This is a genomic window from Mucisphaera sp. (assembly GCF_965279675.1).
Classification (GTDB): domain Bacteria; phylum Planctomycetota; class Phycisphaerae; order Phycisphaerales; family Phycisphaeraceae; genus Mucisphaera.
Genome location: NZ_CBDIIJ010000002.1, coordinates 465,339 through 490,654, shown reverse-complemented (window position 1 = coordinate 490,654; position 25,316 = coordinate 465,339). Strand labels below are relative to the sequence as shown.

Here is a 25,316-nt window from a genome sequence, read left to right as displayed (position 1 = left end):
TCGTGTCTGTTTCTGTTTCGGTCTGGTTTCTGGTCTGGGAGCTGACGAATGTCTGGCAAGCCGATTGATGACAATGAACTGCTGGAGAATGCGATTCCGATTCCTCATGAAGAAGAGGAAGAGGAGGCGATGAGTCTGGAGCCGATCGAGGTCTCAGCGATGGACGACACGACGGCCCCGAAGAAGATTTCTTCGTTTGCGGAGCGTGAGTCCAAGCAGGTGGTCTGGAAGCGGGCCCCGCTTAAGACGGGAACGGGGGCCTGCCACGTGAAGACGTTCGTGACCAAGCTGCGTCTGGACGCGATCGAGCACATTGATGAGCAGGTGAATCAGTGGCTGGATGAGAATCCTGACTACGAGGTCAAGTTTGTGACGACGTCGATCGGCAAGCTCGTCGGCAAGACGAGCGAGGATGCGCTGTTCATGAGCGTGTGGGTCTGAGCGGGATTGTGACATTTTGCGCGGTGTTGGCGTTGGTCGGGCTCACGCGGTGTGATTGCTGGGGTAAGCTCCGGCGATGCTAGAAGCCAACCCTTTTCCGCAGTTTGATCTTCCGCGTCTGTCTCGTTCTCGTGAGCGTGTGGAGGGGCTGATCTGGCGATCGCTGCCGGATGTGGTTGAGGTTTCGCAGTCGAAGCCGACGAAGGCCCATGTGCCTTATGCGGAGGGAAAGAAGCTGGCGTTCAAGCCGGTCAAGCGGGCTCCGTTTCACTGGGGGAAGACGTTTGACCAGTGCTGGTGGCGGTTGAAGCTGCCGAAGCTTCCGGCTGGGGAGGGGGTGTATCTGGCGTGGCGGGATCAGGCGGAGGCGACGCTTTATGCGGATGGGGAGCCGGTATACGGGTTTGATCCCGGGCATCAGTATGCGCCGCTTCGTCGGGGGGTGAAGTCGTGGGTGATTGAGTCGGCTTGCTGCCGTACGGGCGTGTGGGTGCCTGGTGATCAGACGGCGATGGACGTGCAGGGCAGTCGGTTTGAGGGGGCTTCGCTGGTGGTACGTGATGATGAGGCGTGGGGGGCGTTCCACGACTTTGATGTGCTGTTTCAACTCATGGATATGGCGGTGATTCCTGATTATCCGGAGGGGGTTCGGAAGTATGACGCGGTGGGGTATCGGCCGGAGCTGCATCGGGTGACGCCTGAGTATCGGTGTCTGGTTGAGGGTTTGAGTCGTGCGGTGGATGCGCTGGATCGGGGCGGGGTTAAGGCGATGCGGCGAGCGTTAGCGGAGGTGTACAGGGGGGTTCGGGGTGGCAGCGAGAAGCTGAAGGCGGTTTTGACGGGGCATGCGCACATTGATCTGGTGTGGCTGTGGCCGGAGCGGGTGGGTGATTTCAAGGCGATTCACACGTTCTCGAATGTGCTGAGTCTGCTGGAGCGTTACCCGGAGTTTCGTTTTGGCTACTCGCAGCCGGCAAGTTACCAGGCGGTCGGAAAGCGTGCGCCGGGCTTGCTGGATCGGGCGAAGCGTGACATCGCGGCGGGGCGATGGGAGGCGACGGGGGCGATGTATGTGGAGTCTGACACGCAGCTGGCGTGTGGGGAGGCGCTGGTTCGTTCGGTGGCGTTGGGGCAGCGGGGGTTCCGAGAACTTCGAGGGGTCGACAGCAAGGTGCTGTGGCTGCCGGACGTGTTTGGGTATTCGGGGTGTATCCCGCAGATTCTCAAGGGCTTTGGGGTGCCCTATTTCTTCACGACGAAGCTGCACTGGTCTAATGCCCAGCGGTTCCCGCATACCAGCTTCAAGTGGAAGGGGCAGGATGGCAGCGAGGTGCTGGGGCATGTGATCTGGAATCACTACAACATGGAGGCGAAGCCGGCGGAGATTTCGCGGTTGGCGGAGCAGCATCGTCAGGCGGCGGTGCATGGTGAGATGCTGGTGCCGACGGGTTACGGGGATGGTGGTGGTGGACCGACCGAGGCGATGGCTGAGCGTGTGCGGCGGATGTCGGACCTGCGTGGTCTCCCAGCTGTGGAATGGGGGGGTATCGAGGGGTTCTTCGATCGGATGGCGGAGGTATCGGAGGAACTGCCGTCGTGGCGCGGTGAGATCTATCTGGAGTTTCATCGGGGGGTGCAGACAACGCAGGCGGAGTTGAAGCGGTTGTACCGTCGGGCGGAGCGTTCGCTCCAGGTTCTGGAGGCGGCTCACGCGGTGGGGGGTGAGGGTCCGATTGATCCGGAGCTGTGGCAGCGAGTGGTGTTTGCGCAGTTCCATGACTATCTGCCGGGTAGTTCGGTGCCGGAGGTTTATGAGGAGGCGCTGCCTGAGCTGGCGGGGATTGGTGACCGGGCGATCGGTTTGGCTGAGAAGAAGCTCAAGGGCAAGGGTAAGGCGTGTTTGTTTAATCCGCTGCCGCAGCCGGTGACGGTGCCGGTCAACGGGGCGATGCGGATGCTGCCGGCTCTGGCGGGTCTGGAGGTGTCGTCGCTTGAGGCGGTGGTGGCTTCGGACGTTCGGGCGACGAAGAAGCGGCTGGTGAGTGAGCGGGTGGATGTGCGGTTTGATGCGCGTGGTTGTGTGTCGTCGCTGGTTGTGGATGGCGCGTCGGTGGCGCTGTCGGGTCCGGCGGCGGAGCCGTGGTTGTTTGCGGATCATCCGGCGATGTTTGATGCGTGGGATGTCGATCGACGGGCGTTGTCGCTTGGCGAGCGTGTGGCGTCCAAGGCGAAAGTGGAGGTGGATGAATCGGATGAGCTGCGGCCGGCGGTGCGGTTCACGCGGTCGCTGGGAGAGGCCAGCACGCTGACGATGAGCTACCGGCTCGATCCTGTGCATCCTGTGTTGCATCTGGAGGTGGAGGTGGATTGGCGGGAACGGCAGAAGCTGCTGAAGCTGCTGTTTCCGACGGACTATGTCGGGAAGCAGGCCCGGTACGGTGCGCCTTTTGGGAGTGCGCTACGGGGGCAGTCGGCGGGGCCGTTGGCGCACGAGACGATGTATGAAAATCCGGCGAGCCGGTGGGTCTGTGTGAGTGATGACACGGAGAGCGACGGGTTGATGGTGATCAGCGAGCGGACTTACGGGTTTGGTGCGCGAGAGGGGTTGCTGCATGCGAGTCTGGTGCGTGGGGCGTGGATGCCGAAGACGGGGCCGTTGGATGAGGTGGAGGGTCGTCCTGAACCGCCTTTGTCGGATCAGGGGCGTCATGTGTTTCGGCTGGCGTTCGGGCGGTATTCGGCGGATTTGCTCCTGGAGGATCAGCCGGCTGCGTTGGCGGAGAGGCTGTTCACGGAGCCTTTGGCTTATCGGGGGACGGCGACCGATCCGGTGATTGGGGAGATCGAGGGGTTGTCGTCGGTGGTGCCGTCGTGGGTGAAGCCGGAGCCGGGTGGCGGGTTGACGCTACGGCTACACGAGACGCTGGGGCGTCGGGGGTGGGTGCAGGTGGATCTGGGAGGTCGGCCGTGGCATCTGACGGATCTGGCGGGGACGCCGGTGACGGAGTCGACGACGCATCCGTGTGTGTTTGAGGTCCGTCCGTATCAGCTGGTGAGTCTGCGGGTGGGGTGAGGCTGCGGGACACAACTTATCTGCCTGCGGCGAACAAAGGCGTGGCACCCAGAAAAGAATGCGATTGGATTCGTAGCGTGTTCTGCGGGCGGTTTACTTCTTGCCGATGATGAACCAGAGGATGGTGCCGATGAGGGGGAGGATGATGACGACGAGCGCCCAGATGATTTTCTTGGTGCTGTCCATGCCTGATTTGATGATGTCGACGAGTGCGATGATCCAGGCGACGAGGACGACGAGGCCGATGATGGTTTCGAGCATGGCAGTCTCCTTGCGCGAACGACCTGCGCGTTTTGTGTTAGCAGTGAGGTTAGCGGCGGCGATGGATGGCTGCCAGCGCGAGCAGGGTGAGAGAGGTTGAGGCGGGTTCGGGGATGGTGAGGTTGGTGCCGAAGGCGGAGGCGAGGGTGGAGAGGTCGATGAGGTCGGTGTTGTTGTCGCCGTTGAAATCGCCACCGGTCCAACCGGGGTTGGTGGTGCCAAAGCCTGAGGCGAGGGCGGAGAGGTCGATGAGATCGATGACGCCATCGAGGTTGGCGTCGGCGGCGACGGTGCCGTAGATGCGTTCGACCCAGTGGTTGAGGTCGGCGGTGTCGACGGTGTTGCTGCCATCGATGTCGAAGTCGAGGGAGGGTGAGCCGGTGTGGATGGCGGCGATGAGGAGGTCGAGGTCTTCGGGGTCGAGGTTGGTGTCGTTGTCGAAGTCGAAGCCGTCGGTGCTGGGTTCCCAGCCGATGTCCTGGAGGCCAGCGACATCGAGGCCGGTGATGAGTTTGCGCGTGCCCTGGGTGATGTTGGGGTCCATCGAGGCTTCCTGGGCGAAGATGGAGCCGTAGAGGGTGTCCTGCGTGTCGGCGATCCAGTGGGACTGGTCGGGTGAGGTGGGGACGTTGCCGCCGAAGATGGCGGCGGAGGCCGAGCCGGTGAAGGCCCCGCCGATGACGAGGTTTTCCCAGTCGTTGTTGCCGAAGCCGAGGGCGTGGGCGAGTTCGTGGAGGGCGACGGAGTAGAAGTCGGAGGTTCCGGACTGGGTGGGAGAGGTGTGGTCGTAGGACCAGGTGGTGGAGCTGTCGCTGTCGAAGCTGATGGAGCCACCCCAGCGGCCGAAGCCTGTGGTTTCGCCTCGTGTCTGGACGCTGGTGAAGAAGTCGTCAGTGATCTGGTTGAGCTGGGTGATTTCTGCAGAGGTGAAGCCGCCTGAGGGGTTGGAGCTGAGTCCGAAGCCTCCTGAGCCGCCGACGCCGAGGGTGGTTCCGCCGATGGATCGGGCACCGGCGAAGATGCGGTATTCGTCCTGTGTGATGGTGAGGTTGTCGAGGGAGAAGCTTGCGCCGGTGGCGGGGTGGGTGAAGCGGGCTTCCCAGTTCCAGGTGACCTGGCCGTTGAAGGTTCCGCTGAAGAAGGGGTCGGGTGTCTGGATGGGGTCGAAGGTATCGGTGAAGACGGTGGAGAGATAGTCGGCGGCGGCTTCGAGGGCGGCGCGTGCCTGATTGCCGGCGGTGGGGCCGTCGGGGTTGCCTGCTCCGAAGAAGTCGCTGGTGTCGTAGGTGTAATCGAGGACGATGTTGATGGCTGAGGCGGAGGGTGCGGCGATGAAGGCGCAGGCGAGTGCCGCCGTCAGTTTGGTGCTGAGGGTGTTCACGTTTTTCTCCTCGATCGGTCTCTCTGGCGGATGATCAGCCTCGTCGGCGGATCAGGCTCAAGGCCAGAATACCTGCTGTCAGAGCGGCGGGCTCGGGAATCTGGCTGGGAGAGGCGGAAAACCCGAAGTTTGTGGCCAGAATGGAGAGATCGATGAGGTCGGTGGTCTGGTCGGCGTTGAAATCGGCCTGTGACCAGGTGGTATCGGATTGGCCGAAGTTGGTGGCGAGGATGGATAGGTCGATGAGGTCGACCTGGCGGTCGAGGTTGGCGTCGCCTGGGGAGCTCAGGAAGAGGTTGTTGAGCCAGAAGAGGGTGTCATCGGCGTTGACGGCGAGGTCGTTGTTGAGGTCGAAGTCGGGATCGAAGGGTTGGGCGGCAGCGTTGCTGAGGGCGTCGATGTCGGCGGTGGTGAGTCGGCTGTCGTCGTCGTAGTCGCCGCCGACGACGAAGGTGATGTTGAAGGGGCTGCTAGGGCTGAGGAAGTCGGTGGCGGTGAGGGGCATGAAGCGGAAGGTGCCTTCGACGCGGCCGACGAAGTCCTGGGTGTTGGTGCGGAGGATGTAGGTGGGGTGGAAGTCGAGGCCGTTGCCGGGGGTGTTGAGCACGAGTTGGTCGCCGGGCTGGTCGAGGAGGTCCTGGCCGAAGGCGAAGGCTTCGAAGAGGGGGTCGAGGGTCACGGCTTCGAAAGCGATCTGCGGGTGAGCGATTCCGAATTGTGCGAAGGTCTGGAACCCGCCGGCGTCGGCGCTGGCGGGTGAGGCGGTTCGGAAGGCGATGTCCTGATCCCGGGTGAAGGGCAGGTTGATGAAACCAGAGCCGCCTTCTGGGAGGAAGGTGGTGAAGGTTTTGATGACGATGGCTTCGTCGATGTCGATTTCGTCGAAGGTCACCGCGAGTTGTCCGGAGGGGAAGACGCCGATGTCGATATGTGGACTGAGGTCGCCTGGACCGCCAGGAACGTTGGCTTGGGCAGCGGTGGTGATGAGCAGGCTGGTTGCGGCGAGAGCGAGGGTGCGGTGCATCTTTTTCTCCGGTCCTGTATGTCCCGGGTTTTATCGCGGGTCGTAGAGGTTGGTGGTAGGCTCGAAGGGGCCGGGTACGAAGGTCTCTTCGAAGGCGTGTTGCTTGGCGTGGCCGTCGAGGAAGAGGTAGTTGGCTTTTCCGGCGTGTCGTTCGGGGGCGAGTTGGATGGCGACCTGCGCATCCAGGAAAGGAAGGGGGATGGTGACCCAGTTTTCGGGGTGGAAGTGGTCGGCGACGGCAAACCCGGGGTCCTCTTCGGTCAATTCGGCGGCATAGATCGTTTCAGTGGGGTTTGGGATTTGATTGAGGTTCTGGTAGCGCTCGAAGTTGAAGACATTTCCCGTGATGAGGTTGTTCAGGGCGTAGCTGACCCTGCGCAGGCGGTTGACCGTGGGTGAGGGCTCGTCCCAGTAGATGCTGTTGTCAGAGGGGCAGCGGCCGATGAGTTCGCCATCGGCGTAGTCGGCGAGGGTGAAGAACCAGGAGCCTTGCTCGTCGAGGGCGTCGCTGCCGTGATTCAGTCCGGAGGAGGGCATGAGGCCTTCGTAGTCCAGGCTGTAGGCGTAGACGGCGATGCCCATCTGTCGCTGGTTGGAGAGGCAGGCGGCGGCTCGTGCGGTGTCACGGGCGCTGCCGAGGGCGGGCAGGAGGATGCCGATGAGCAGCGCAATGATGCTGATCACCACCAAGAGTTCGATGAGGGTGAAGGCTTTGGCTCTGAAGCGATAGCGATTATTGGACCACACTTGACTCTACATGATAATGAGACTACATTCTCAGTCAAGGATGCATGAGCTTGCTGGTGTCAGCAAAGCCATCCAGGATCCCCACACCCAAAGGATAGAGGAAGAAACAAGATGACCAATAGTAATCTGCGTATGTTGGCTGCTGCCGGTGTGTTGTGCTTCGTGCAGGGCATGACAACTGAGGTGATGGCTGGCGAAGAAGACAAGGGGCCGCACGTGCTGATCGGTGCTCTGGGCAGCGGGCAGCTTGGTATCGGTTTTGAAGCGACCGAGCCCGTGGATGGCGGGGCGATCATCCCGATCGACACCTTCGAGGCGCCGATTCCGTTTACGGGTCTGACTGGCTTCCGGAACATCCCGTTTGACGAGGTTCAGGACCTGGCTTTTGAGGCCCCTGATGCTGAGGAAGCCGAAGAACTGGCGGAGTTTGGGTTGGTCCCCGTTGCGGATACCGCAAATCTCGCTCTCGAAATCGTGTCGATCAACGATGATTTCGCCCTCTTCCTTCAGGGCATTGGTCTGATCGATGAGGCTGGCGAGCAGTTTGTGTTTGGTGCGCCGGAGTTCGATTTCCACCCGCTGTACATTCTTGAGACGACGGATACGGGTCTGGTGGGTTCGACGACCGGTTCGTTCCGGATTGTCGATCTTTCGGGCGGGCTGACGCCTTCCGATCCGTTCTCGATCACGCTGACGGTGCCGGAGCCGGCTTCGGTGGGCCTGCTGGGTCTGCTGGGCATGGGCCTGCTTCGTCGTCGCTGAACTTGAAGCCAACAGAGAAGTGAGGGGTAGGGAGGCGCCTTCCGGCGTCTCCCTTTTTTTGTTTCAGGTCAGGTAGCTGTAGAGCAGGTAGGTTGGCGGTGTGGCGAGTATCAGCCCGTTGAGCAGGGCGAGTGGGATGGTGAGGGGGTGGAGGTCTGCGAGTGTTCCGCCGCATTTGCGATGGTGGATGAAGATGAGGGGGGTGGCGATGAGGGCGGCGAGCCAGGCGGCGAAGAGGATGGCTACGGCGAACCAGGTGAAGGGGCGGAGGTTGATGGGGTCGAGGTAGCGGATGGAGCCGACAATCAGGCCGATGGCGATGAGCGTGAGGGGCAGGGCCATGCGGGCGGCGGTGGTGCCGGGCGGCGGGAGGTCCGGGATGGGTTGGAGTGCGTCGAGGTGGTAGGGGGAGCCGCATTCGGGGCAGTCGCCATGTTCAGGCAGGCCCTTGAGGCTGTAGCGGCATTTGGGGCAGAGGTATTCGGCGTTGGGATCGCGGGGCGGGGCGTAGTCTTCCTTGGCGAGGGTTGGTAGGGGGGCGACCATGGAACCGAGTTTAGTTGGGTTGGATTCAGGTGATGCAGCGGAGCGGCTAGAATCACAGTTATGAGTGATGGCAAGCGTGAGCGTTCGTCAGGGGTGTCGGCCGGTGGTGGGCGTCGGACGCAGCAGCGGGACACGATCCGTCGTGTGCTGGAGGATGCGGCGCGGCCGATGGCGGTGCAGGAGATTCTGGATGCGGCGGCGGAGGAGGTGCCGAATCTGGGTCAGGCGACGGTGTATCGGGCGATTCACCATTTCGAGGACTTGGGCGTGCTGTCGCCTATTGACCTGCCCGGTGAGCCAACGCGATATGAATGGAAGCGGTCGGATGCTCATGCGCACTTCAAGTGTGAATCCTGCTCACGGACCTACTGCGTGGATGCTGAGCGGATTGAGTTAAGTGCGAAGCTGCCAGATGGTTTCCGGCTGGCGTCGCATGAGTTGTTTCTTCATGGGCTTTGTCCGGAGTGTTCGGGTTCGGCGTAATTCTGTTGGTCCTTATATGCGATGTATCGGGGCCCTGGTTGCCGCGGCGTGGTCTCTTCGCCCGGTGGCGTCAATCGGATGGCTGTTTTATTTCGACGCTTGGAGTCGGGCGTGGAGTGGATGCCAAGCAAGGTTTGAGAGATTGGCTGTGCCTGGTTGGCTACGCGACGACCGGTTGGGTGGGATTCCGAGGGTCGTGGTGAGAGTGTGAGACGGGCTCGGGTGCGTTAGACTCTGGCTGTGCTAGAGGGGGCATTTCTGAGTGATGCCGGGTGCTTGCTGCTTTGGCGAGCCGGGCGTGTTGCGCGGATAACGAAGGGTTTGTGGACCATGACTCAGCAGGGACCGTTAAAGGTTGGATTGATCGGGGCGGGGAATATTTCCGGGGCGTATCTCAATCATGCGGAGACGTTTTCGTCGATGCGGATTGTGGCGTGTTCTGATCTGAATACGTCGCTGGCTCAGGAGCGGGCGAAGGAGCATGGGATCGCAGCGATGTCGGTCGACCAGCTGCTGGGCAGCGATGAGATCGACATTGTTTTGAACCTGACCCCGCCCCAGGGTCACGCACCTGTGAATCTGCAGGCTCTGGAGGCGGGTAAGCATGTGTATTGCGAGAAGCCCTTCGCGCTGAATCTGGAGGATGCGCAGCAGGTGGTGTCCTTGGCGGCATCGAAGGGGCTGCGTGTGGGGTGTGCGCCGGACACGTTTTTGGGTGCGGGTCAGCAGGGTTGTCGGACGCTGGTGGATGACGGAGCGATCGGTCAGCCGATTGCAGGCACGGCGATGATGCTTTCTTCGGGGCCCGAGAGCTGGCATCCGAACCCCGGGTTCTATTTTCTGCAGGGGGGTGGCCCGGTGATGGATATGGGGCCTTACTACGTGACGGCGTTGGTGAACATGCTGGGTCCGGTGGCGGAAGTGCGGGCGATGGCTCACCGGTCGGGAGAGCGGACGTGCACGAGTGAAGCCTTGATGGGTAAGAAGCTGCCGGTCGAGGTGGACACGCACGTGGCGGGGACGCTGCGGTTTGAACAAGGGGCGGTGGTTACGATCGTGATGAGTTTCGATGTGATTTCGGCACAGCACCCGCCCATCGAGGTGTTCGGGACGGAGGGATCGCTGCGTGTGCCGGACCCCAATATGTTTGGTGGCGAGATTCATCTGGCGAAGCGTGGCGGGGACGGACCGGAACTGCTGCCGCTGAAGCACGTGTATTCGGAGAACTACCGGAGCATTGGGGTGGCGGATATGGCGGACGCGATTTTGAAGGGTCGTGAGCACCGTGCGTCGGGGTCGCTGGCGATGCATGTGCTTGAGGTGCTGCTGGGGCTTCATCGAGCGGCGGAGCAGGAGGGCCCGGTGATGATTGCGAGTCGTGTGTCGAGGCCTGAGCCGCTTTCTGCGGATCTGGTCGTGGGTGAGCTTTAGAACGATTGGGCTGTGAGCAGCCGGGAGTGTGTTTGATGGCGACGCGTAAGGCTTTGATCAACTGGGGCGGGTGGGAGGGACATGAGCCCGATCAGTGTGCTGAGACGGTGGCGGGGCTGCTCCGAGCGGAGGGGTTTGAGGTGGCGATCGTCCATGATCTTGGTGTGTATGAAGATGTGGATCGGATGAAGGGTTACAGCCTGGTGGTGCCGATCTGGACGATGGAGGAGATCTCGCCTGAGCAGAGCCAGGGTTTGCGGGATGCCATCAGGAGCGGCGTGGGGCTGGGGGGATTTCATGGGGGGATGGCTGATTCGTTTCGGAAGGACACGGAGTACCAGTACATGGTGGGGGGCCAGTGGGTGGTGCATCCGGGCAACATCATCGACTACACCGTGCAGGTGAAGGCGAAGGACCACGAGATCACCCGGGGTGTGCCTGATTTCGCGATGCATTCGGAGCAGTACTACATGCACGTGGATCCAGCGGTGGAGGTTCTGGCGATGACGACCTTCAACGGGGCGTATGACGAATGGATTGACGGCGTTGAGATGCCGGTTGTTTGGACGAAGCGGTATGGCGCGGGTCGGGTGTTTTACAGTTCGCTGGGGCATGTGAACGCAGACCTGGCGGTGCCCGAGGCTCGTGAGATTCTGCGGCGCGGCTTGCTTTGGGCGGCTCGGGAGGTCTAGGCGAATTTTTTGTTGTGTAGGGACGATCGGATCGGAAGGTGGCCTGATCCGGTTTGTCTTCGATGTAAAGCTGTTTAGGGGGATCTGCCCCTTCATGTAACAAATCGTTACATGGCAGTGTTCCTGGGAAGGACCTGGACAAAGCGAAAATACTGTCTATTACTGATTGACACGGGCGACAGCCCGTGTATCTTTTCGTTGTATCAGTTACAGACTTGTTTCATAAGCATTCGTTTCTCTTCACCCCCGAGAGTTGATGATGGCCTCAGTTCGAGAAATCGCGAAGTTGGCGGGTGTCTCCACGGCGACGGTTTCGCGCGTGCTGAACAATCATCCTCGGGTGAGTGACGAAGCACGGCAAAGGGTGATGGTGGTTGCGAACGAATCCCGTTACGTGCCGACGGTGGGCCGCCGGTCGACCGGTAATATTGCGTTCATGTACACCGACAAGGCCTTTGTTGATTCGCCTTTCGACGCCTCGGTGCTGCAGGGGGTTTTTGAGACGCTTGAGCAGCACGAGTTGGATCTGGTCATGCTTCATCCGTCTCGGGGGAAGCGGGCTCAGGAGTCTTACAGCCAGATGCTGATGCGTAAGGGCGTCCAGGGCGTGATCCTGCGGACGACGTCGTCGACCCGTGAAACCTGCGAGCAGATCGCGAGCGAGGGTTTTCCCGCGGTGGTGGTGGGTGATCGTTTCGAGAACAGCCCGCTCATTTCTGTGGACTGCCCGTCGCGGGATGCGACGCGTGAGGCGGTGGAGCACCTGATCGAGCTGGGCCATCGGCGGATCGCGCTGGCTCGGAACCTTGTCGATGACACTGACCACCAAGACCGTGAGGCGGGTTATCGCGATGCGTTGCGGGCTGCGGGTCTTCAGGATGATGACCGGTTGATCCTGACGGCGCCGGCTTGGCGGGACAGCGGGGCTCAGATGATCCGTCGGATCATGACGATGACGGATCGTCCGACAGCTTTGGTCCTGACCGACCCGATTTCGTGCATTGGTGCGATGAACGAGTGTCGGTCGATCGGTCTTGAGGTTCCTGAGCATCTTTCGATGGTTGGTTTCGACGATTCGGATCTTCGTTACTCGATGTACCCGGTGATGAGCGCTGTGTGCCAGAACGCCACGCGTCTGGGTCGTGAGGCTGTTGAGGTTCTCGCGTCGGTGCTGAACGAGCCGAATCCGGAGAGGCGTCCTGAGCGTACGCCGATTCGTGCCTGGTTCGAGGTGAATGGTTCAACGGGTCCTGCCCCGCAGTCGGTTTAGTTTTCACAGGCGAGGTGTATCTCGCTGTTTCTGTTTCTTGTCTAAAGGGCCAAACGTAGAGGCCCAACTCTTGGGAGGAATTGATCATGAAGAACTTCTTTGCATCAACCTGTCTGGCAACGGCTCTTGCGGCTATCGGGATGGTTCCGATGGGTGCCTCGGCCAACCTGCTCAACAACGCGGGTTTTGAGGATCCCCTGGGCTTTGATTTCGCGGATATCACGAACTGGAACGGTTTCTTTGGCGGTCCTGCGGGCACGATCCTCGCTGCTTCCAATGAGCTGGGTGCTCCGGCTTTTGCTGGCAATCAGGCGCTGTTCCTGCGTATTTCCGGCAATCAGAATGCTGCGGCTGGTCCGATCACCAATGGTCACAACTCGTTCACCGGCCACGTTCAGCGTGCTGGTGGCGTGGTCGCTGGCGAGTTGTACGAGCTCTCGGTCTGGGCGCTCGAGGTGAGCAATGCCGGGAACGTGGCTGAGTACCGCATCGAGTGGCTCGATGCTGGTGGTGCCGAGATCAGCCGAGTCAACATGGTTCTCGACAGCCTGACCGGCAGCTATGAGCAGTACAGCTTCCAGGCGACGGCTCCCGCCGGCGCGACGCAGGCCGGCATCGTTTTCGCGGTTCAGAGCTTCGATAACGATGGCAGTGACGCGAACATCCAGGTGGTCCTGGATAACGCTTCGTTTGATGTGGTTCCTGAGCCGGCTTCGGCTGCTCTGCTGGCTCTTGGTGGGCTGGCGGCGCTTCGTCGTCGCGTGGCTTGATTTGAGACACCTTCTCCGGTGCGTGGTCCTTCGCGGGGCCACGGACCTTTCGGTTTGTTTGTTTTGTGAAACCCAGATCAACCCGCCGAGTTACTCGGCACCCAGGAGGACATGACCATGAGACCCCAAGCCTGCATGATGACTGCTTCATTGATGACCGCCGCTTTGTGCCTGACGAGTCAGGCCGAGGCTCAGAATCTGCTGATTGACGGCAGCTTCGCACCGGATCCCGGTCCGGCGCTGGGTGTGCCTGACAGTAATTTTGTGGGTGGTTGGCAGGCGTTCAGTAACGCATTCCCCAATTCGTCGCCTAGCGTTGAGTTTCCGAACTTTGAGTTCGCTGCCTTTGACGGCGACGACACGGCGGCCAAGATGTTTGGCTCGTTCTTCTCGGGTGGTGACAGCGTTCTGATTCAGCGCGTGACTGAGACTCAGGTTGGCGAGACCTTCGATGGCCAGACTTTTGAGGCGACTGTGCGGATGCTCACGCCTTCTCAGGACACGGTCGTTGGCACTCAGAACGTGGCTCTTTCGGTGATCAACTTCTTCGACAGCGGCTTCAATCTGATTGAAGGAAGCAGTGCGACGAGCGAGATCATCGACGGTCGTATTCCGTCGACGCCGGTGGATACCTGGGTGGAATCGGTGTTTACGGCGACGGCTCCCGCGAACACGTTTGCCGTCGAGCTGGTGCATGTGTTCGTGCAGACCCAGAACAACTTCGACGGCGGTTTTCTTGCCGAGGTTGGTTCGGTCTGGGTGGACGCAAACGAGCTGATTCTGGTGGAAGCTGGCTTCGATCTGGATGCCAACGGCGACAGCCTGGTAAACGCGGACGACATCGATTTTCTTTACGCGAACGGGCAGGAGGCCGATGTCCCGACCTGGTTGAGCGAGTTCGGCACGATCCCGGCGGACGCGAACCTGGATGGCGCGGTGGATCTGATTGACCTGTCCGCGCTAGCGACGAATTTTGGTGCGAGCGTTGGCTGGGCGGGTGGGAACTTCAACGGCGATTCGACGGTTGATCTCATCGACCTTTCTACGCTGGCGACCAACTTCGGTGGCTCGCCTGCCATTCCTGAGCCGGCTAGTGCGGCCTTGCTTGGTTTGGCGGCCTTGTCGCTTGGCCGTCGTCGGTAAGTGACTTTATGAACCTGGTGATTGGATGCTTCGAGCCCTTGATCACGGAGACATGGATATGAAACGACAGAAGAAGGCTTTCACGCTGATTGAGTTGCTCGTGGTGATTTCGATCATCGCGCTGCTGATCGGCATCCTGCTGCCGGCGCTGGGAGCGGCGCGTAATACGGCGCGAGGGATGTCCTGCCTTTCGAACAAGCGTCAGATCGGCATTGGTATCTGGGGCTGGGCGCAAGACAATAAAGATGAGTATCCTCCGGCCTTTTATGGCGGTGCTGACGGCACTGACTGGGGTCTAGAGATCAACGAGTACATTGCAGGCGGTCAGGAAGATTATTCAACAACTGACCTCAGTGAAGACAGCCAGACTGCTTACACCTGTGCCAGTGCCGCCATCGATGGTGGAAGACTCCATTACGGCGCGAACCTGCTCGTGATGCATACCTACAGCGGCAAACTTCACTATGACGCTCGTGGCCGGACCAATGGTAGTGGTACGCAGATCAAGTCACTTCAGCAGACTCTGCCTTACAAGACCATCAACATGCGTCGTCCGACTGAGACTCTGGTGACAGCTGATGCAGGCCAGCTCGAGGTAGAGGCTTTTGGTGGACTCATCCAACCGGGTTCTGTGTATGCAGGTCTCGACCAGCTTGACGGCGGCAATGTTCGGAACGTCGCGAATTATTACGATCGAAGCGACCTTGATAATGAAGATGTGATCGATGAGGGCGCTAACCAAGACGGCTCAAATCAGAGTTTGATTTCTAATCTGAGATGGCGTCATGGTGGCGGTTCTGAAGCGGGTAGTGATAGTGGTAGCGTGAATGTTCTCTATGGCGATGGCCATGCCTCGGCTCAGTCACGCGGGACGATTCTCAAGAAGAATGTGCGTCCTGATGCCCCTCCCGGATCTTGATACCTCCCCTCATGCGGCCTTCGGGCTGCTGTGAACCTCGACGCCAGGGCGGGTTAGACCCCTGCCTGGCGTTTTGTTTTAGGCTCAGCCGGTGTGTGTTCTCCAGGATAAGGATGCTGATCTATGTCGCGATTTGTCTGGCTGGTTGCTGTGTGCTGGTTTGGGGTGTGCGGGCTGGCGGCTGAGGTCGCAGTGGCTTCGAAGGTCTCGCTGGTTGAGCAGGGAGCTGGGTTTCGGTTGCTGGTGGATGGTGAGCCGTATCGGATCTTAGGAGCGGGTGGAAACCATTCGGTGGAGGCGCTGGCGGCGGCGGGTGGGAACACGCTACGGACCTGGGGCATTCACGAGGGGACCCGAGCGGAGTTGGATGCGGCTCATCGTGCCGGGGTGAAGGTGGTGCTCGGGCTCTGGCTGGGGCATCCGCGGCATGGCTTTGATTACTCGGATATCGATTCGGTGGCGGAGCAGCTGGCGATGGTTCGGGGGGCGGTGGAGCGGTACAAGGATCACCCTGCGCTGCTGATGTGGGGGCTGGGCAACGAGATGGAGCATGGGGAGGGTGAGCACGATGCGGCGATGTGGTCGCACATCGAGGCGGCGGCGGCGCTGATCCATCGGTTGGATGGGGATCATCCGGTGATGACGGTGTTTGCGGAGATCAACGAGAAGAAGCTCAGTGCGGTTCGTCGGCTGTGCCCGAGTATTGATGTGATCGGGGTCAACAGTTACGGCGGGGCGCATTCGTTGCCTGAGCGTTATCGCGAGGCGGGGGGTGTGCTGCCTTATGTTGTGACGGAGTTTGGCCCGCTGGGCCCGTGGGAGGTGCTATCGGATGAGCATGAGATGGTCCTGGAGCCGACGAGCACGCAGAAGGCGGCGATCTATGAGCGGTCTTACAGGGCTCTTGATGCCGACAGGGAGCTGGGGCTGGGCTCGTTTGCGTTTTTGTGGGGACACAAGCAGGAGGCGACGCACACATGGTTCGGGATGTGGCTGGACGATGGCAGCAAGGTGGCCACGGTGGACACGATGACGCGGTTGTGGTCGGGCCGTGAGCCCGCGAATCTCTGTCCGGTGATCGAGCCTCTGGAGGCCGTGGACGGGGCGGAGGGCCTGCCTGGTGAGCGGCTGTCGTTTGCGTTGCGTGTCTCGGATCCCGATGGCGATCGGCTGCGGGCGACCTGGCTGTTCAAGCACGAGGATGACCAGTATTTCACGGGCGGGGATGCTCGTGACCGTCCGGGTGTGGTTTCCGGAGCGATCGTCGAGCAGGGGCTTGATGGGGCGGTGCTGGTGCTTCCGGAGCGGACGGGGAAGTATCGGCTGCACGTCGCGGTGCAAGACGGGCGGGGCGGGGCGGCGACGGCGAACCTGCCGGTGTTTGTTGCTGGCGGTGAGTAAGGCTAGTGGAGGATCTGTCCGCCGTCGGACGGCTGGGTGATGAAGCCTTTGGTCTGGATGCCGGTTTCAGCAAGGTACTGATCGGTGATTCGTTGAGCGGTTTCGGTGGCGGTGTCGGCTTTGACGAGGCTGACCGTCGCGCCGCCGAAGCCGCCGCCTGTCATGCGTGAGCCGTGGACGTGTTCTGGGCCGCAGGCTGTGGCCAATTCGACGAGGCGGTCGAGTTCGGGGGTTGTGATCTCGAAGTCATCTCGCATGGAGGCGTGGCTCTGGAGCATGAGCTGGCCGAAGCTGGCCCAGTCGTTCTTGTCGGCGAGGTCGGCGGCAGCGCGTGTTCGCTGATTCTCGGTGATGACGTGGCGGGCGCGTCGGAAGGTGGTCTCGTCGAGTCGGTTTTTGGCCTGATCGAGGTCGTTCATGGTGGCGTCGCGGAGGGCGTCCACGTTTAGTGCCTTGGCTGCCTGCTCGCAGGCCTGTCGTCGCTGGGCGTACTCGCCATCGACGAGGGCGTGCTTGGCTTTGGAGTCGATGATGAGCACGGCGAGGTCGGGGTCGTCGAGTTTGACCTGGCGGGTGGTATGGGAGCGGCAATCGATGAGCAGCGCGTGGTCGGCCTGGCCCATCGTGCTGATGAACTGGTCCATGATTCCGCAGGGCATGCCGGCGAAGGTGTGTTCGGCCTGCTGGCAGAGCAGGGCCTTTTCGACGGGATCGATCGGGTGGTTGGTCAGTGCTTCGACGAGGGTGGCGGTGGCGACCTCGAGAGCGGCCGAGGAGGAGAGGCCTGCTCCGGTGGGGACGTTGGAGGTGATGATGGCGTCGAACCCGGGTATGTCGATGGCGCGTTCGATCATGAGCGAAAGAACGCCTCGGACGTAGTTGGACCAGCTGGGTTCGCCTGGGGTGATGGGCTGGTCGAGGTCGATGGTTGCTATGCCCGGAAAGCCGTCGGCATGGATGACGGCGGTGTTCGAGCTGTTCGGATTAGCGACGATGCAGGTGTGGCGACCGATCGCCATCGGGAGGACGAAGCCGTCGTTGTAGTCTGTGTGCTCGCCGATGAGGTTGACGCGGCCGGGCGCGGCTGCGATCACGGCGGGAGCGGCTGCGAAGGTGTTTCTGAAGGCAGCGCTTGCTTTGGCCGCGAGGTCTTTGGGGTGTGACAAGTCGGTCTCTCCAGCAGGGGGCCGACAGCCTAGCGGACCGAATCGGTTTTTACACGCCGGGCACCGGGGGCTTGCGGATGAAGGCGATCGCGAAGCGGATGCTCATCGGGATCTCCAGGATCAGGGCGAAGGGTGTCCATGCGAGGCGGCGGAGACTGGGCAGTCCGGTGCGGATCTCTCTGGAGAGTTGTCGCCACTGCCGGGTTAGTTTTTGTCTGCGAGCGAGGTCTTTGCAGACCAGTTTCTCGTAGGTCAGGACGGCTCGTTCGCGGAATTGTGCTGCGTCTTCGGGAAGGTGGGCGAGTGCCAAGCGCCAGGCGCGGAGTTGCCTGGCAAGTTGGAGGGCGTGGCGGCGTTGACGGCCAGAGAGGCGGCCTCCGAGTGCCTGCAGGTCGCTGACACTCTGGCGCAGGGTGCTGAGGACGGGGTCGGTGGCGTTCGTGAACTGTCTGGAGGCCTGGGCCAGCCGGTAGCGCAGGTCGGCGGCGGTGCGGCGAGCGGGATCGTTCCGCTTGCGTGTGAGCATCCAGACCTCCTGGAACTCGAGGTAGAGCCGGATGGATCTGCGGACGCCTCGGCAGGTGTCGGCGATGCGTCTGCCCATGAAGCGGAGTCGGCTTTCGATGGGCATGCCGGGCCTGCGTTCGGTGCGGGATTTGAAGCGGCCGTACCCGCTGAACATCGGGTGTTCGCGGCTGAGCATGGCGTGTCGATACCAGACGAGCATCCAGAAGAGGCTCCAATAGGCTCGCTTCGGGGCGCGGAGCAGGATGCGTGTGATGTTCTCGATGCTGTAGAAGCTGGCCCAGGCATCGTCGTAGGCGCTGTCCCACTGTTCACCGGTCATGCGTTCGTGCTTGCGTGCCGTGTGGAGGCTGTCGTAGTTGTTGAGGTCGGCGTCGAGTGGGGTGCGCAGCTGGACCAGTTCGCGGTGGTCGACGGAGCCCGGCAGGGGGGTGAGCTTGAAGAAGGAGGCAAGATCGATACCGACTTCTTCGGTGAGGGTCTGCACGGCGTGACCGATGGATTCGGGCGTGTCGTTGGGCATCCCGGTGATGTAGCCGACGTGGATGATGATGCCGGCCTGCCGCCAGGTGTCGGTCATTCTTCGATAGTCATCGGTGCGGTTCTGGCGTTTGCCGACGGCCTTGAGGTTGACGGGGTCGATGCTTTCCATGCCGATGAAGACGGAGGAGCAGCCTGCGTCGCGGGCTTTATCGACGAAGTTGGGGATCTTGTAGGCTAGGGTATCGACCTGCATCAGGAATCCGATATCGCGTCCCTGCTGGCGCATCTCGATGAGGCCGTCGAAGACTTCCTCCCAGATCGGGCTGCGTGCCATGTTGTCGTCGACGAAGAAGTAGGTGCGGACGCCCTGGTCGTAGCCCTTTCGGACGGTTTCGAGGATTCGCTCGGTCTTGCGGTGGCGCATTTTGTGGCCGAGGACGTTGATGACGGTGCAGAAGGAGCAGTTGAACGGGCAGCCGCGGCTGGTGTCGAGAGGCGCGAGCCGGCCGGAGAAGAAGCGTTTGCGATAGGTGTCTGTGAGGTCGGGCAGGGGTGCTTCAGCCAGGTGTGGCGTTGCGGGCATGGTGTAGATGGGCTTTAGTTGGTTGCTCAGGGCGTCTCGGAAGATCCCTGCGAGGGCCTCGGGTGTTTCGGCTTCGCCCCGGATGAGTGAGACGCCGAGGTCGATGAGGTATTGCAACTCGGGCGGGGTCTCGGGAAGCATGGCGAGTGACCCGCTGACGTGGAAGCCGCCGACCAGTACCGGGATGTTCTGTGCACGGAAGCGCTCGGCGAGGTTGGTTGCTCGGACGAACTGGCCTGTCTGTACGCCGGCCAGGCCGACGAGGACGGTGGTGTTGGCGTCGGCCTCGCGAGCGATGGCCTTGAAGGGGATGCGGTCGATGGTGTCGTCGTAGGTTCGGACTTCGAGCTCGAGGTCGGGGTCGATCAATACTGAGCCTTTGAGAGACTCGGTGAGGGTTCTGAGGCAGCCGAGGGTGTTGGAGGGGAAGATGCCCCGCCAGTAACGGCGTGGGTAGCCGTCGTCGTCGTAAGACGAGCAGAGGATGTAATTTACAATGAGCTTGCGTGAAGCCATAGGGGGTATTCCAATCGGATTATCTTTAGATACCACCCTAGCGCGTGCGCGAGGTTGCGTCAATCGACTGGATGGCGGGATTCCCGGAACTGCGAAAGTGGTGAATCGGAAGTTGGGGCTGCGACCAGGACGTTGACGCTGAGCTTTGTGCCGCCACCTCTGGCGTAGATCGTGCCAGAGTTGCAACCTAGCCTGCCCTGCATCGACGAGATGATGCTGTGGCTGGCTGCGGAGGTGCCGGGGCTGCGGAAGGGTTGGAGGGGGTATCCCGGCGAAGAGGTCGTGTCGAACGAAAGCTCAAGCATTGGGTAGGTTTGGTCGCGACGAAGACAATCTAAGTCCTGGCCGGGAGATCGTGGTCGGGTGTGACTCTGGCGAAGTAGCGGGCTTCGATCGCGCTGCCGATGGCTGCGATACCGTTGACGATGTTGGTCAATTCGGTATGCAGTCTGTCGCGGTCCAGGCTGACACCGCGCTGCGCGATGACGTGGTCTCTGAGGTCTTCGATCAAACGGAATGGGTTGGGCTCGGCTTCCTGCGAAGCGCCGAATCCTTTGAGGCGATGAAGAATGGTCCAGGCTCGTTCCAGGTTGTGGACGACGGATCGGGGGAAAGCGGGTTCGAGTAGGAGAAAGTCGAGGACGCCTGTTCCTGAGAGCTTGCTGCTATGGCGTCGGTAGGCCTCGTAGGCGGAGCAGCCGTGCAGGAGTTCGAGAGAGACGGCTGCCTCGAGTGGACGCTGGGTGGGGGAGTCGGCGGTTGGCGAGAGCATGTGGTGCTTGACGTCCATCAGCCTGGCGGTCTGCCCGGCTCTTTCGAGGTGCAGTCCGAGTTGCATGTAGTCGAAGGCTTCATCCCGATAGAGGGTGCTGAGTGCGATGCCATAAAATTCGTGCGGCCAGTCGCGGACCCAGCGGTAAAAATCATCGGCGTTTGAGGCGTATCTTTGTCTGCCTTCGCCTTGGCGTAGCCAGTGCCAGAAGCCGTTGAGCGATTCCCACATATCGACGCTGATGACTTCGCGGATGGTTCTTGCGTTCTCGCGTGCCTGGCGCATGGACGACAGGATCGATACCGGGCAGGCCTCGTCCCAGACCAAGAAGTGGTGAACGCGGTGGCCGCTTTCGGCGGCTTCGGGTCCGAGCAGGGTGTCGAAGTTGGCCTCTTCTCCGGCCACGATGATGAGTGGTCGATAGCGCTCGATGTTGGGCATGCCGGCATCAAGGGCGAAGCTCCGGTTCACTCTGAGGAGTCTGGAGATGCTCTCGACGCGCTCCACGTAGCGGTAGAGCCAGTAGCAGCTTTCTGCGACGCGGGCGATCATGCCGGATCTCCCTGAAGGACCCAAGTGTCCTTGGAGCCGCCGCCCTGGCTGGAATTGACGACGAATGAGCCTTTCTGGAGGGCAACGCGGGTCAGGCCGCCGGGCAAGACCCAGCTTGATTTTCCTGTGATCACGAAGGGTCTTAAGTCAACCCGTCTGGGTTCTACCTGGTCGCCGATGAGCGTTGGGCAGGCTGATAGCTGCAGCAGGGGTTGAGCGATGTAGCGTTCTGGTGTTTCGCTGAGAACTGCGGCGAATGCTTCGCGTTCTTTGTTACTCGCCATCGGACCCATCAGCATGCCGTAGCCGCCTGAGCCGTCGACCTTCTTGACGACAAACTTGTCGAGATTCTCCAGCACGTGTTTGTAGTTTTTCTCTTCGGCGCAGATCAGTGTTTCGACCTGATCGATCAGGGCGTCCTGGCCGAGATAGAACTTGATGAGTCTCGGGATGTAGGGATAGATACCCTTGTCGTCAGCGACGCCGTTGCCGATGGCATTGATGAGCGTGACATTGCCCCTGGCGTAGGCCTGATAGAGGCCGGGCACGCCCAAGAGGCTTTCGGATCGGAAGACGAGGGGGTCGAGGAAGTCGTCATCGACACGCTTGTAGATGACGTGCACCTGCTGCGGTCCGTGTGTGGTGTGCATGTAGACACGGTCGTCCTGAACGAACAGGTCGGAGTTCTCGACCAGTTCGATCCCCATCTGCCGTGCGAGGTAGCTGTGTTCGAAGTAGGCGGAATTAAAAGGACCGGGTGTGAGGACAACCTTGGTTGGCTCGGCGACGCCATTTGGTGCCACTTCCCGCATGGCGTCTCTGAGTCTTTGCGGGTAATCGCTGACAGCGCGCACCCTGGAGGCGGCGAAGACACGTGGCAGCGCACGCTTCATGAGTTCGCGGTTCTCGAGCACGTAGGAGACGCCGGAGGGTGTGCGCAGATTGTCTTCGAGCACTCGGAAGTCGCCCTGGTCGTCGCGAATCAGGTCGATACCGGCGATGTGCACGCGTGTTTCGCCCGGCGGTGTCAGGTTCATCGCCTGGGGCAGGTAAGCGGGGCATTGTTCGATGGCCTGCCTAGGAATGATGCCTTCTTCGATGCACTTCTGATCGCTATAGATGTCTGCCAGAAACTGGTTCAGGGCTTCGACGCGTTGCAGCAGTCCCTTCTCGATCTTCTGCCAGTCGGTGGCTGAGATGACGCGTGGGATGGCGTCGAAGGGGAAGATCTTCTCCTGTCCTGCTCCATCGCTGTAGACGGAGAAGGTCACGCCGCTGCGCATCATCATGAGATTGATGAGGCTCTGGCGTTCACAAAGTTCGCTCTTTCCCAGTTGCTCAAGGAGTTGGCAGACGTCGCCTGTCTCTGAACGTGGCGCTTCGGTGTCGAAGAGTTCGTCGAAGCATCCGGTTGCAGGCTTGTAATCTCTGAAAACGTTCTGGGTTGCGGCATCCTGTGATTGTGTGGACAGCATTGACTTGGGAGGTTGTGTCATGGTGTGAATATCAACTACCTCAGGCTGATGAGGTGTTTGGCAGGCATAACGACTTTAGTATTGTTCTTTCAAATTATCAAAGCATTTGCGGCTTAGAATCCTCAAAGCAGGTTTTCCTTCGGTCATTTATGCCCTTCGTTCTGGCCTGGCGTGACGGCGAGACCTGACGCCAAGTCCTCGCGGATCTGGCTGTGCAGGCTCGTTTCACTCAGTCCTTCAATGATCCTCTCGACGCGCTTAAGTTGTCCCTGCCTTGGGAAGGCCAGGTGGTAGACGGGATCGCCGGGTGAGACCGATGGGATGGTGGTCATACCAAGCACGACGCCGGATCTTGGTGCGGTGATCTGGCTGTGCTCTTCGCCGGTGAGGCTGGTGTTGGTTGCCAGCGGGTCGCCTTCGTTCACGATGTCTCCCGGGGCCACGTGAAATTCCAGGAAGCCTCCGCGTTTGGCGCGGACCCACTTGGTGGCATCTGTCTCGATGCGGTAGGGCGGTTGACGGAGGGGTTGATCGATCATGTTGAGAAAGGCAAGGCAGTTGGTGATACCGTTGAGGCCGTAGGTGAGAACGCTGGGTTCGACTTTCCAGACTTCACCCGCTTCCAGAATGAGCGTCGGGATGCCGGACGTGCAGGCGGCGTGTCGCAACGAGCCCTCCGGGCCTTGGCCGCTGACGATCAGTTCCGCTCCGAAGGCTCTAGCGAAGGCGGCGAGCTTTGAGTCGGTCATATTGGCCCGGACGTTGGGGAAGTTGGTTCGACGGACGGCGGCGGTGTGGAGGTCGATGCCGTAGTCGCAGCGCTTGACGACCTGGTGAAAGAAGGCGTGAGCCAGTCTGCTGGCGAGGCTGCCGTCGGTGCTGCCCGGGAAGGAGCGGTTGAGGTCGCGTCGGTCGGGCAGATAACGAGAGTGCCTCTCGAATCCGAACATATTGACGACGGGGACCAGGATCAGAGTGCCTGCCCGGAGTTCAAACGGGGCATCGCGTAGGAGGTTGCGGATGGTGCCGGTGCCGTTGATCTCATCGCCGTGTACCGCTGCGGTGATGAAGACTGTTGGGCCGTCGTGTTTGCCCCGCCAGACGACCATCGGAATCTTGACATCGGCTCCGGAGTAGCTTTCCGAGATGGTGAGTGAGACGGTGGCTTTCTCGCCAGGGCCTACTTTGCCATCGCCCCATGTAGTCTCGCTGGTCTGATTCATGGGTTCTGGGCCATCTCTTCGATCACCTGTGGGTCGAGTTTCTGGATTTTTACTCTGCGTCGACGTTTACGGCGTTCGGGGACGAGATCGCGCATGGCTTCCAGCTTGCCGTAGCAGAGCAAACGGTCGCCGGCTTCGAGTTCTCGGGAACTTCTAGGGTTCGAGATGATGCTCGTTCCTCTGTGCAGGTTGAGCACGACGATGTCTTTGTCTCGGAGTCCTGACTCATCGATGGTCTGTCCGACCATGGGCGACCCTTCGGGGATGAGCAGATCGGCGACGCCATAGGCGCTGGAGATAGTGAGCCGTTGGCGCACATCGAGTTCGGGGAAGGAGACCTGTGCGGCGATGAAATCGATCACGGCACCGGCTACGTCCAAACCGGTGGCGGACTCGATACCTTCGAGCCCGGGCGACGAGTTCACCTCCATGACCTGAGGGCCCTGGTTGGTTTCGAGCATATCGACGCCGGCGATCTTCAGGCCCATGATCTGAGCGGCGCGGACGGCGGTGGCTTCGTACTCGGGTTCGAGCTTGACGGGCTCTGCCTTGCCGCCTCGGTGGACATTGCTGCGAAATTCGTCGCCTTGGGCCACGCGTCGCATCGCTGCCACAACACGGTCGCCCACGACAAAGGCCCGAATATCCTTGCCCTTGCTCTCGCTGACAAAACTCTGGATCAGCACGTTCTGCCTGGCGCTTTGCATTGTTTCGATGATGGCTTCTGCGACTTTGGTGGTTTCGGCGAGAATGACGCCTATTCCCTGTGTGCCTTCGAGGATTTTGATCACGACGGGTGCTCCGCCGATACGCTCGATGGCGGGCAGCACATCGGAGCGGTCACGGACGAAGGTGGTGTGCGGGATTCCGACATCGTGACGGCTGAGGATCTGGAGCGAGCGTAGTTTGTCGCGCGAGTTGGTGATACCGTTGGCGGTGTTCGGGGTGTAGACGTCCATCTGTTCAAACTGTCGAACAACAGCGGTGCCAAAGTAAGTGATCGAAGCGCCGATGCGTGGCAGGATTGCGTCGTAATCACCCAGCGCCTTGGAGCGGAAGTAGAGGTCCGGCTCGCCATGCTGGAGGTCGATAGCAAAGCGGAGTGTGTTGAGTACACGGACCTTGTGACCGCGATCGAGGGCTGCTTGTTTGAGTCGGCGCGTGCTATAGGCACGCAGCGACATGGAGAGGATGCCGAGTTTCATGGATCAGGCTTTCTTCGCGGGGTTGTGGAGATAACGCGCGGCTGGATCGACGGCAAACAGGCCTTCCAGAGCCGTACGGCCGACGAGCATCCTGCAGAGCATGCCCTTTCGGCAGACCAGGCTGATTTCGATCTCGCGTTCGATGCCTGCCAGAACCATTGGGGTTCTGCAGACGAGGCGTTCCTGACGTTCGCCACTGCTGGGCTTGATGATGCTGGTGCGAGCGACCTCGGATTCGACCCAACGTACTTTGCGGGTCGGGTCGTGGCTGACAACGACCTTGAAGCGCACACGGCCGTCGGGTAGTTCGATGATCTCGGGAACGTCGATCGCGCTGGTGCGCGCACCGGTATCTATCTTGGCGCGGAGGCTGCGGATTCCCCACTGGGGCAGGGCGATACGCTCTCGCCAGCCGATCAGGGTTGGGCTGCTTTCTGGTTCCGTCATCGCAAGATTCTATCGTGGTGCGGTT

General features: G+C 60.9%; 23 protein-coding genes. 11 read left to right on the top strand and 12 right to left on the bottom strand.

The genetic code is table 11. The features are described from left to right. Positions 1-48: 48 nt before the first annotated feature. Positions 49-441: a hypothetical protein gene (locus tag ACQZAB_RS02195; protein WP_428386691.1), complete on the top strand. Its 393-nt coding sequence runs from the start codon at positions 49-51 to the stop codon at positions 439-441. A gap of 76 nt (positions 442-517) precedes the next feature. Then, complete coding sequence (locus ACQZAB_RS02190) at positions 518-3,514, top strand: alpha-mannosidase (RefSeq protein WP_428386689.1); 2,997 nt, start codon at positions 518-520, stop codon at positions 3,512-3,514. Between the two features lie 93 nt (positions 3,515-3,607). Here the strand turns inward: ACQZAB_RS02190 and ACQZAB_RS02185 are convergent, their stop codons facing one another. From ACQZAB_RS02185 to ACQZAB_RS02170, 4 genes are read right to left on the bottom strand one after another with little or no spacing between them, the layout of a single operon-like run. Continuing rightward, positions 3,608-3,775 carry a PLD nuclease N-terminal domain-containing protein gene (locus tag ACQZAB_RS02185; protein WP_428386687.1) on the bottom strand — a complete coding sequence of 56 codons (168 nt, stop codon included), beginning with the start codon at positions 3,773-3,775 and terminating at the stop codon, positions 3,608-3,610. A gap of 49 nt (positions 3,776-3,824) precedes the next feature. Then, positions 3,825-5,156, bottom strand: coding sequence for a hypothetical protein (locus ACQZAB_RS02180; RefSeq protein ID WP_428386686.1), 1,332 nt, complete (start codon positions 5,154-5,156; stop codon positions 3,825-3,827). Between the two features lie 34 nt (positions 5,157-5,190). Further along, positions 5,191-6,180 (bottom strand): dockerin type I domain-containing protein, encoded by a 990-nt coding sequence (locus tag ACQZAB_RS02175; RefSeq protein ID WP_428386685.1) that lies wholly within the window; start codon positions 6,178-6,180, stop codon positions 5,191-5,193. 30 nt (positions 6,181-6,210) lie between these two features. Further along, a complete protein-coding gene (locus ACQZAB_RS02170; RefSeq protein ID WP_428386684.1) occupies positions 6,211-6,927 on the bottom strand; it encodes a prepilin-type N-terminal cleavage/methylation domain-containing protein in 717 nt (238 codons plus the stop codon). A 111-nt stretch (positions 6,928-7,038) separates the two neighbouring features. Here ACQZAB_RS02170 and ACQZAB_RS02165 point away from each other — a divergent pair, with 111 nt between their 5' ends. Further along, on the top strand, positions 7,039-7,689 hold the full coding sequence (locus ACQZAB_RS02165) for a PEP-CTERM sorting domain-containing protein (protein ID WP_428386683.1): 651 nt from the start codon (positions 7,039-7,041) through the stop codon (positions 7,687-7,689). A 63-nt stretch (positions 7,690-7,752) separates the two neighbouring features. On the opposite strand, the gene ACQZAB_RS02160 is transcribed toward ACQZAB_RS02165, so the two are convergent. Then, a complete protein-coding gene (locus tag ACQZAB_RS02160) occupies positions 7,753-8,235 on the bottom strand; it encodes a hypothetical protein (RefSeq protein ID WP_428386682.1) in 483 nt (160 codons plus the stop codon). Positions 8,236-8,295: 60 nt separating this feature from the next. On the opposite strand from ACQZAB_RS02160, the gene ACQZAB_RS02155 reads away from it, so the two are divergent. The 8 genes from ACQZAB_RS02155 to ACQZAB_RS02120 all read left to right on the top strand — a co-directional run bounded on the left by ACQZAB_RS02155 (position 8,296) and on the right by ACQZAB_RS02120 (position 16,344). Further along, the gene (locus ACQZAB_RS02155; protein WP_428386680.1) at positions 8,296-8,718 is read left to right on the top strand and encodes a Fur family transcriptional regulator; all 423 of its coding nucleotides are present in this window, start codon (positions 8,296-8,298) and stop codon (positions 8,716-8,718) included. A 330-nt stretch (positions 8,719-9,048) separates the two neighbouring features. Further along, positions 9,049-10,149 (top strand): Gfo/Idh/MocA family protein, encoded by a 1,101-nt coding sequence (locus ACQZAB_RS02150; protein ID WP_428386678.1) that lies wholly within the window; start codon positions 9,049-9,051, stop codon positions 10,147-10,149. A 35-nt stretch (positions 10,150-10,184) separates the two neighbouring features. Then, the gene (locus ACQZAB_RS02145) at positions 10,185-10,841 is read left to right on the top strand and encodes a ThuA domain-containing protein (RefSeq protein WP_428386676.1); all 657 of its coding nucleotides are present in this window, start codon (positions 10,185-10,187) and stop codon (positions 10,839-10,841) included. Between the two features lie 259 nt (positions 10,842-11,100). After that, on the top strand, positions 11,101-12,111 hold the full coding sequence (locus tag ACQZAB_RS02140; RefSeq protein WP_428386675.1) for a LacI family DNA-binding transcriptional regulator: 1,011 nt from the start codon (positions 11,101-11,103) through the stop codon (positions 12,109-12,111). An 86-nt stretch (positions 12,112-12,197) separates the two neighbouring features. Continuing rightward, positions 12,198-12,881 carry a PEP-CTERM sorting domain-containing protein gene (locus ACQZAB_RS02135; protein WP_428386673.1) on the top strand — a complete coding sequence of 228 codons (684 nt, stop codon included), beginning with the start codon at positions 12,198-12,200 and terminating at the stop codon, positions 12,879-12,881. A 117-nt stretch (positions 12,882-12,998) separates the two neighbouring features. Then, a complete protein-coding gene (locus tag ACQZAB_RS02130) occupies positions 12,999-14,024 on the top strand; it encodes a hypothetical protein (protein ID WP_428386671.1) in 1,026 nt (341 codons plus the stop codon). Positions 14,025-14,082: 58 nt separating this feature from the next. Continuing rightward, positions 14,083-14,943, top strand: a complete 861-nt coding sequence (locus tag ACQZAB_RS02125; RefSeq protein WP_428386669.1) for a type II secretion system protein — start codon at positions 14,083-14,085, stop codon at positions 14,941-14,943. A gap of 123 nt (positions 14,944-15,066) precedes the next feature. Then, complete coding sequence (locus ACQZAB_RS02120) at positions 15,067-16,344, top strand: glycoside hydrolase family 2 TIM barrel-domain containing protein (protein WP_428386668.1); 1,278 nt, start codon at positions 15,067-15,069, stop codon at positions 16,342-16,344. Between the two features lie 2 nt (positions 16,345-16,346). Here the strand turns inward: ACQZAB_RS02120 and galK are convergent, their stop codons facing one another. The 7 genes from galK to ACQZAB_RS02085 all read right to left on the bottom strand — a co-directional run bounded on the left by galK (position 16,347) and on the right by ACQZAB_RS02085 (position 25,291). Beyond that, positions 16,347-17,510 (bottom strand): galactokinase, encoded by a 1,164-nt coding sequence (gene galK / locus ACQZAB_RS02115; RefSeq protein ID WP_428386666.1) that lies wholly within the window; start codon positions 17,508-17,510, stop codon positions 16,347-16,349. 49 nt (positions 17,511-17,559) lie between these two features. Beyond that, positions 17,560-19,617 carry a radical SAM protein gene (locus tag ACQZAB_RS02110; protein ID WP_428386664.1) on the bottom strand — a complete coding sequence of 686 codons (2,058 nt, stop codon included), beginning with the start codon at positions 19,615-19,617 and terminating at the stop codon, positions 17,560-17,562. Between the two features lie 334 nt (positions 19,618-19,951). Then, complete coding sequence (locus tag ACQZAB_RS02105; protein ID WP_428386662.1) at positions 19,952-20,941, bottom strand: alpha-E domain-containing protein; 990 nt, start codon at positions 20,939-20,941, stop codon at positions 19,952-19,954. Then, positions 20,938-22,416 (bottom strand): circularly permuted type 2 ATP-grasp protein, encoded by a 1,479-nt coding sequence (locus ACQZAB_RS02100; protein WP_428390124.1) that lies wholly within the window; start codon positions 22,414-22,416, stop codon positions 20,938-20,940. The genes ACQZAB_RS02105 and ACQZAB_RS02100 overlap by 4 nt, the downstream gene beginning before the upstream one ends. 143 nt (positions 22,417-22,559) lie before the next feature. Continuing rightward, positions 22,560-23,639, bottom strand: coding sequence for a succinylglutamate desuccinylase/aspartoacylase family protein (locus tag ACQZAB_RS02095; RefSeq protein WP_428386660.1), 1,080 nt, complete (start codon positions 23,637-23,639; stop codon positions 22,560-22,562). After that, positions 23,636-24,844 (bottom strand): RimK family alpha-L-glutamate ligase, encoded by a 1,209-nt coding sequence (locus ACQZAB_RS02090; protein WP_428386658.1) that lies wholly within the window; start codon positions 24,842-24,844, stop codon positions 23,636-23,638. Before ACQZAB_RS02090 ends, ACQZAB_RS02095 begins: the two co-directional genes overlap by 4 nt. A 3-nt stretch (positions 24,845-24,847) precedes the next feature. Further along, on the bottom strand, positions 24,848-25,291 hold the full coding sequence (locus ACQZAB_RS02085) for an ATP-dependent zinc protease family protein (protein ID WP_428386656.1): 444 nt from the start codon (positions 25,289-25,291) through the stop codon (positions 24,848-24,850). Between the last annotated feature and the right edge of the window lie 25 nt (positions 25,292-25,316).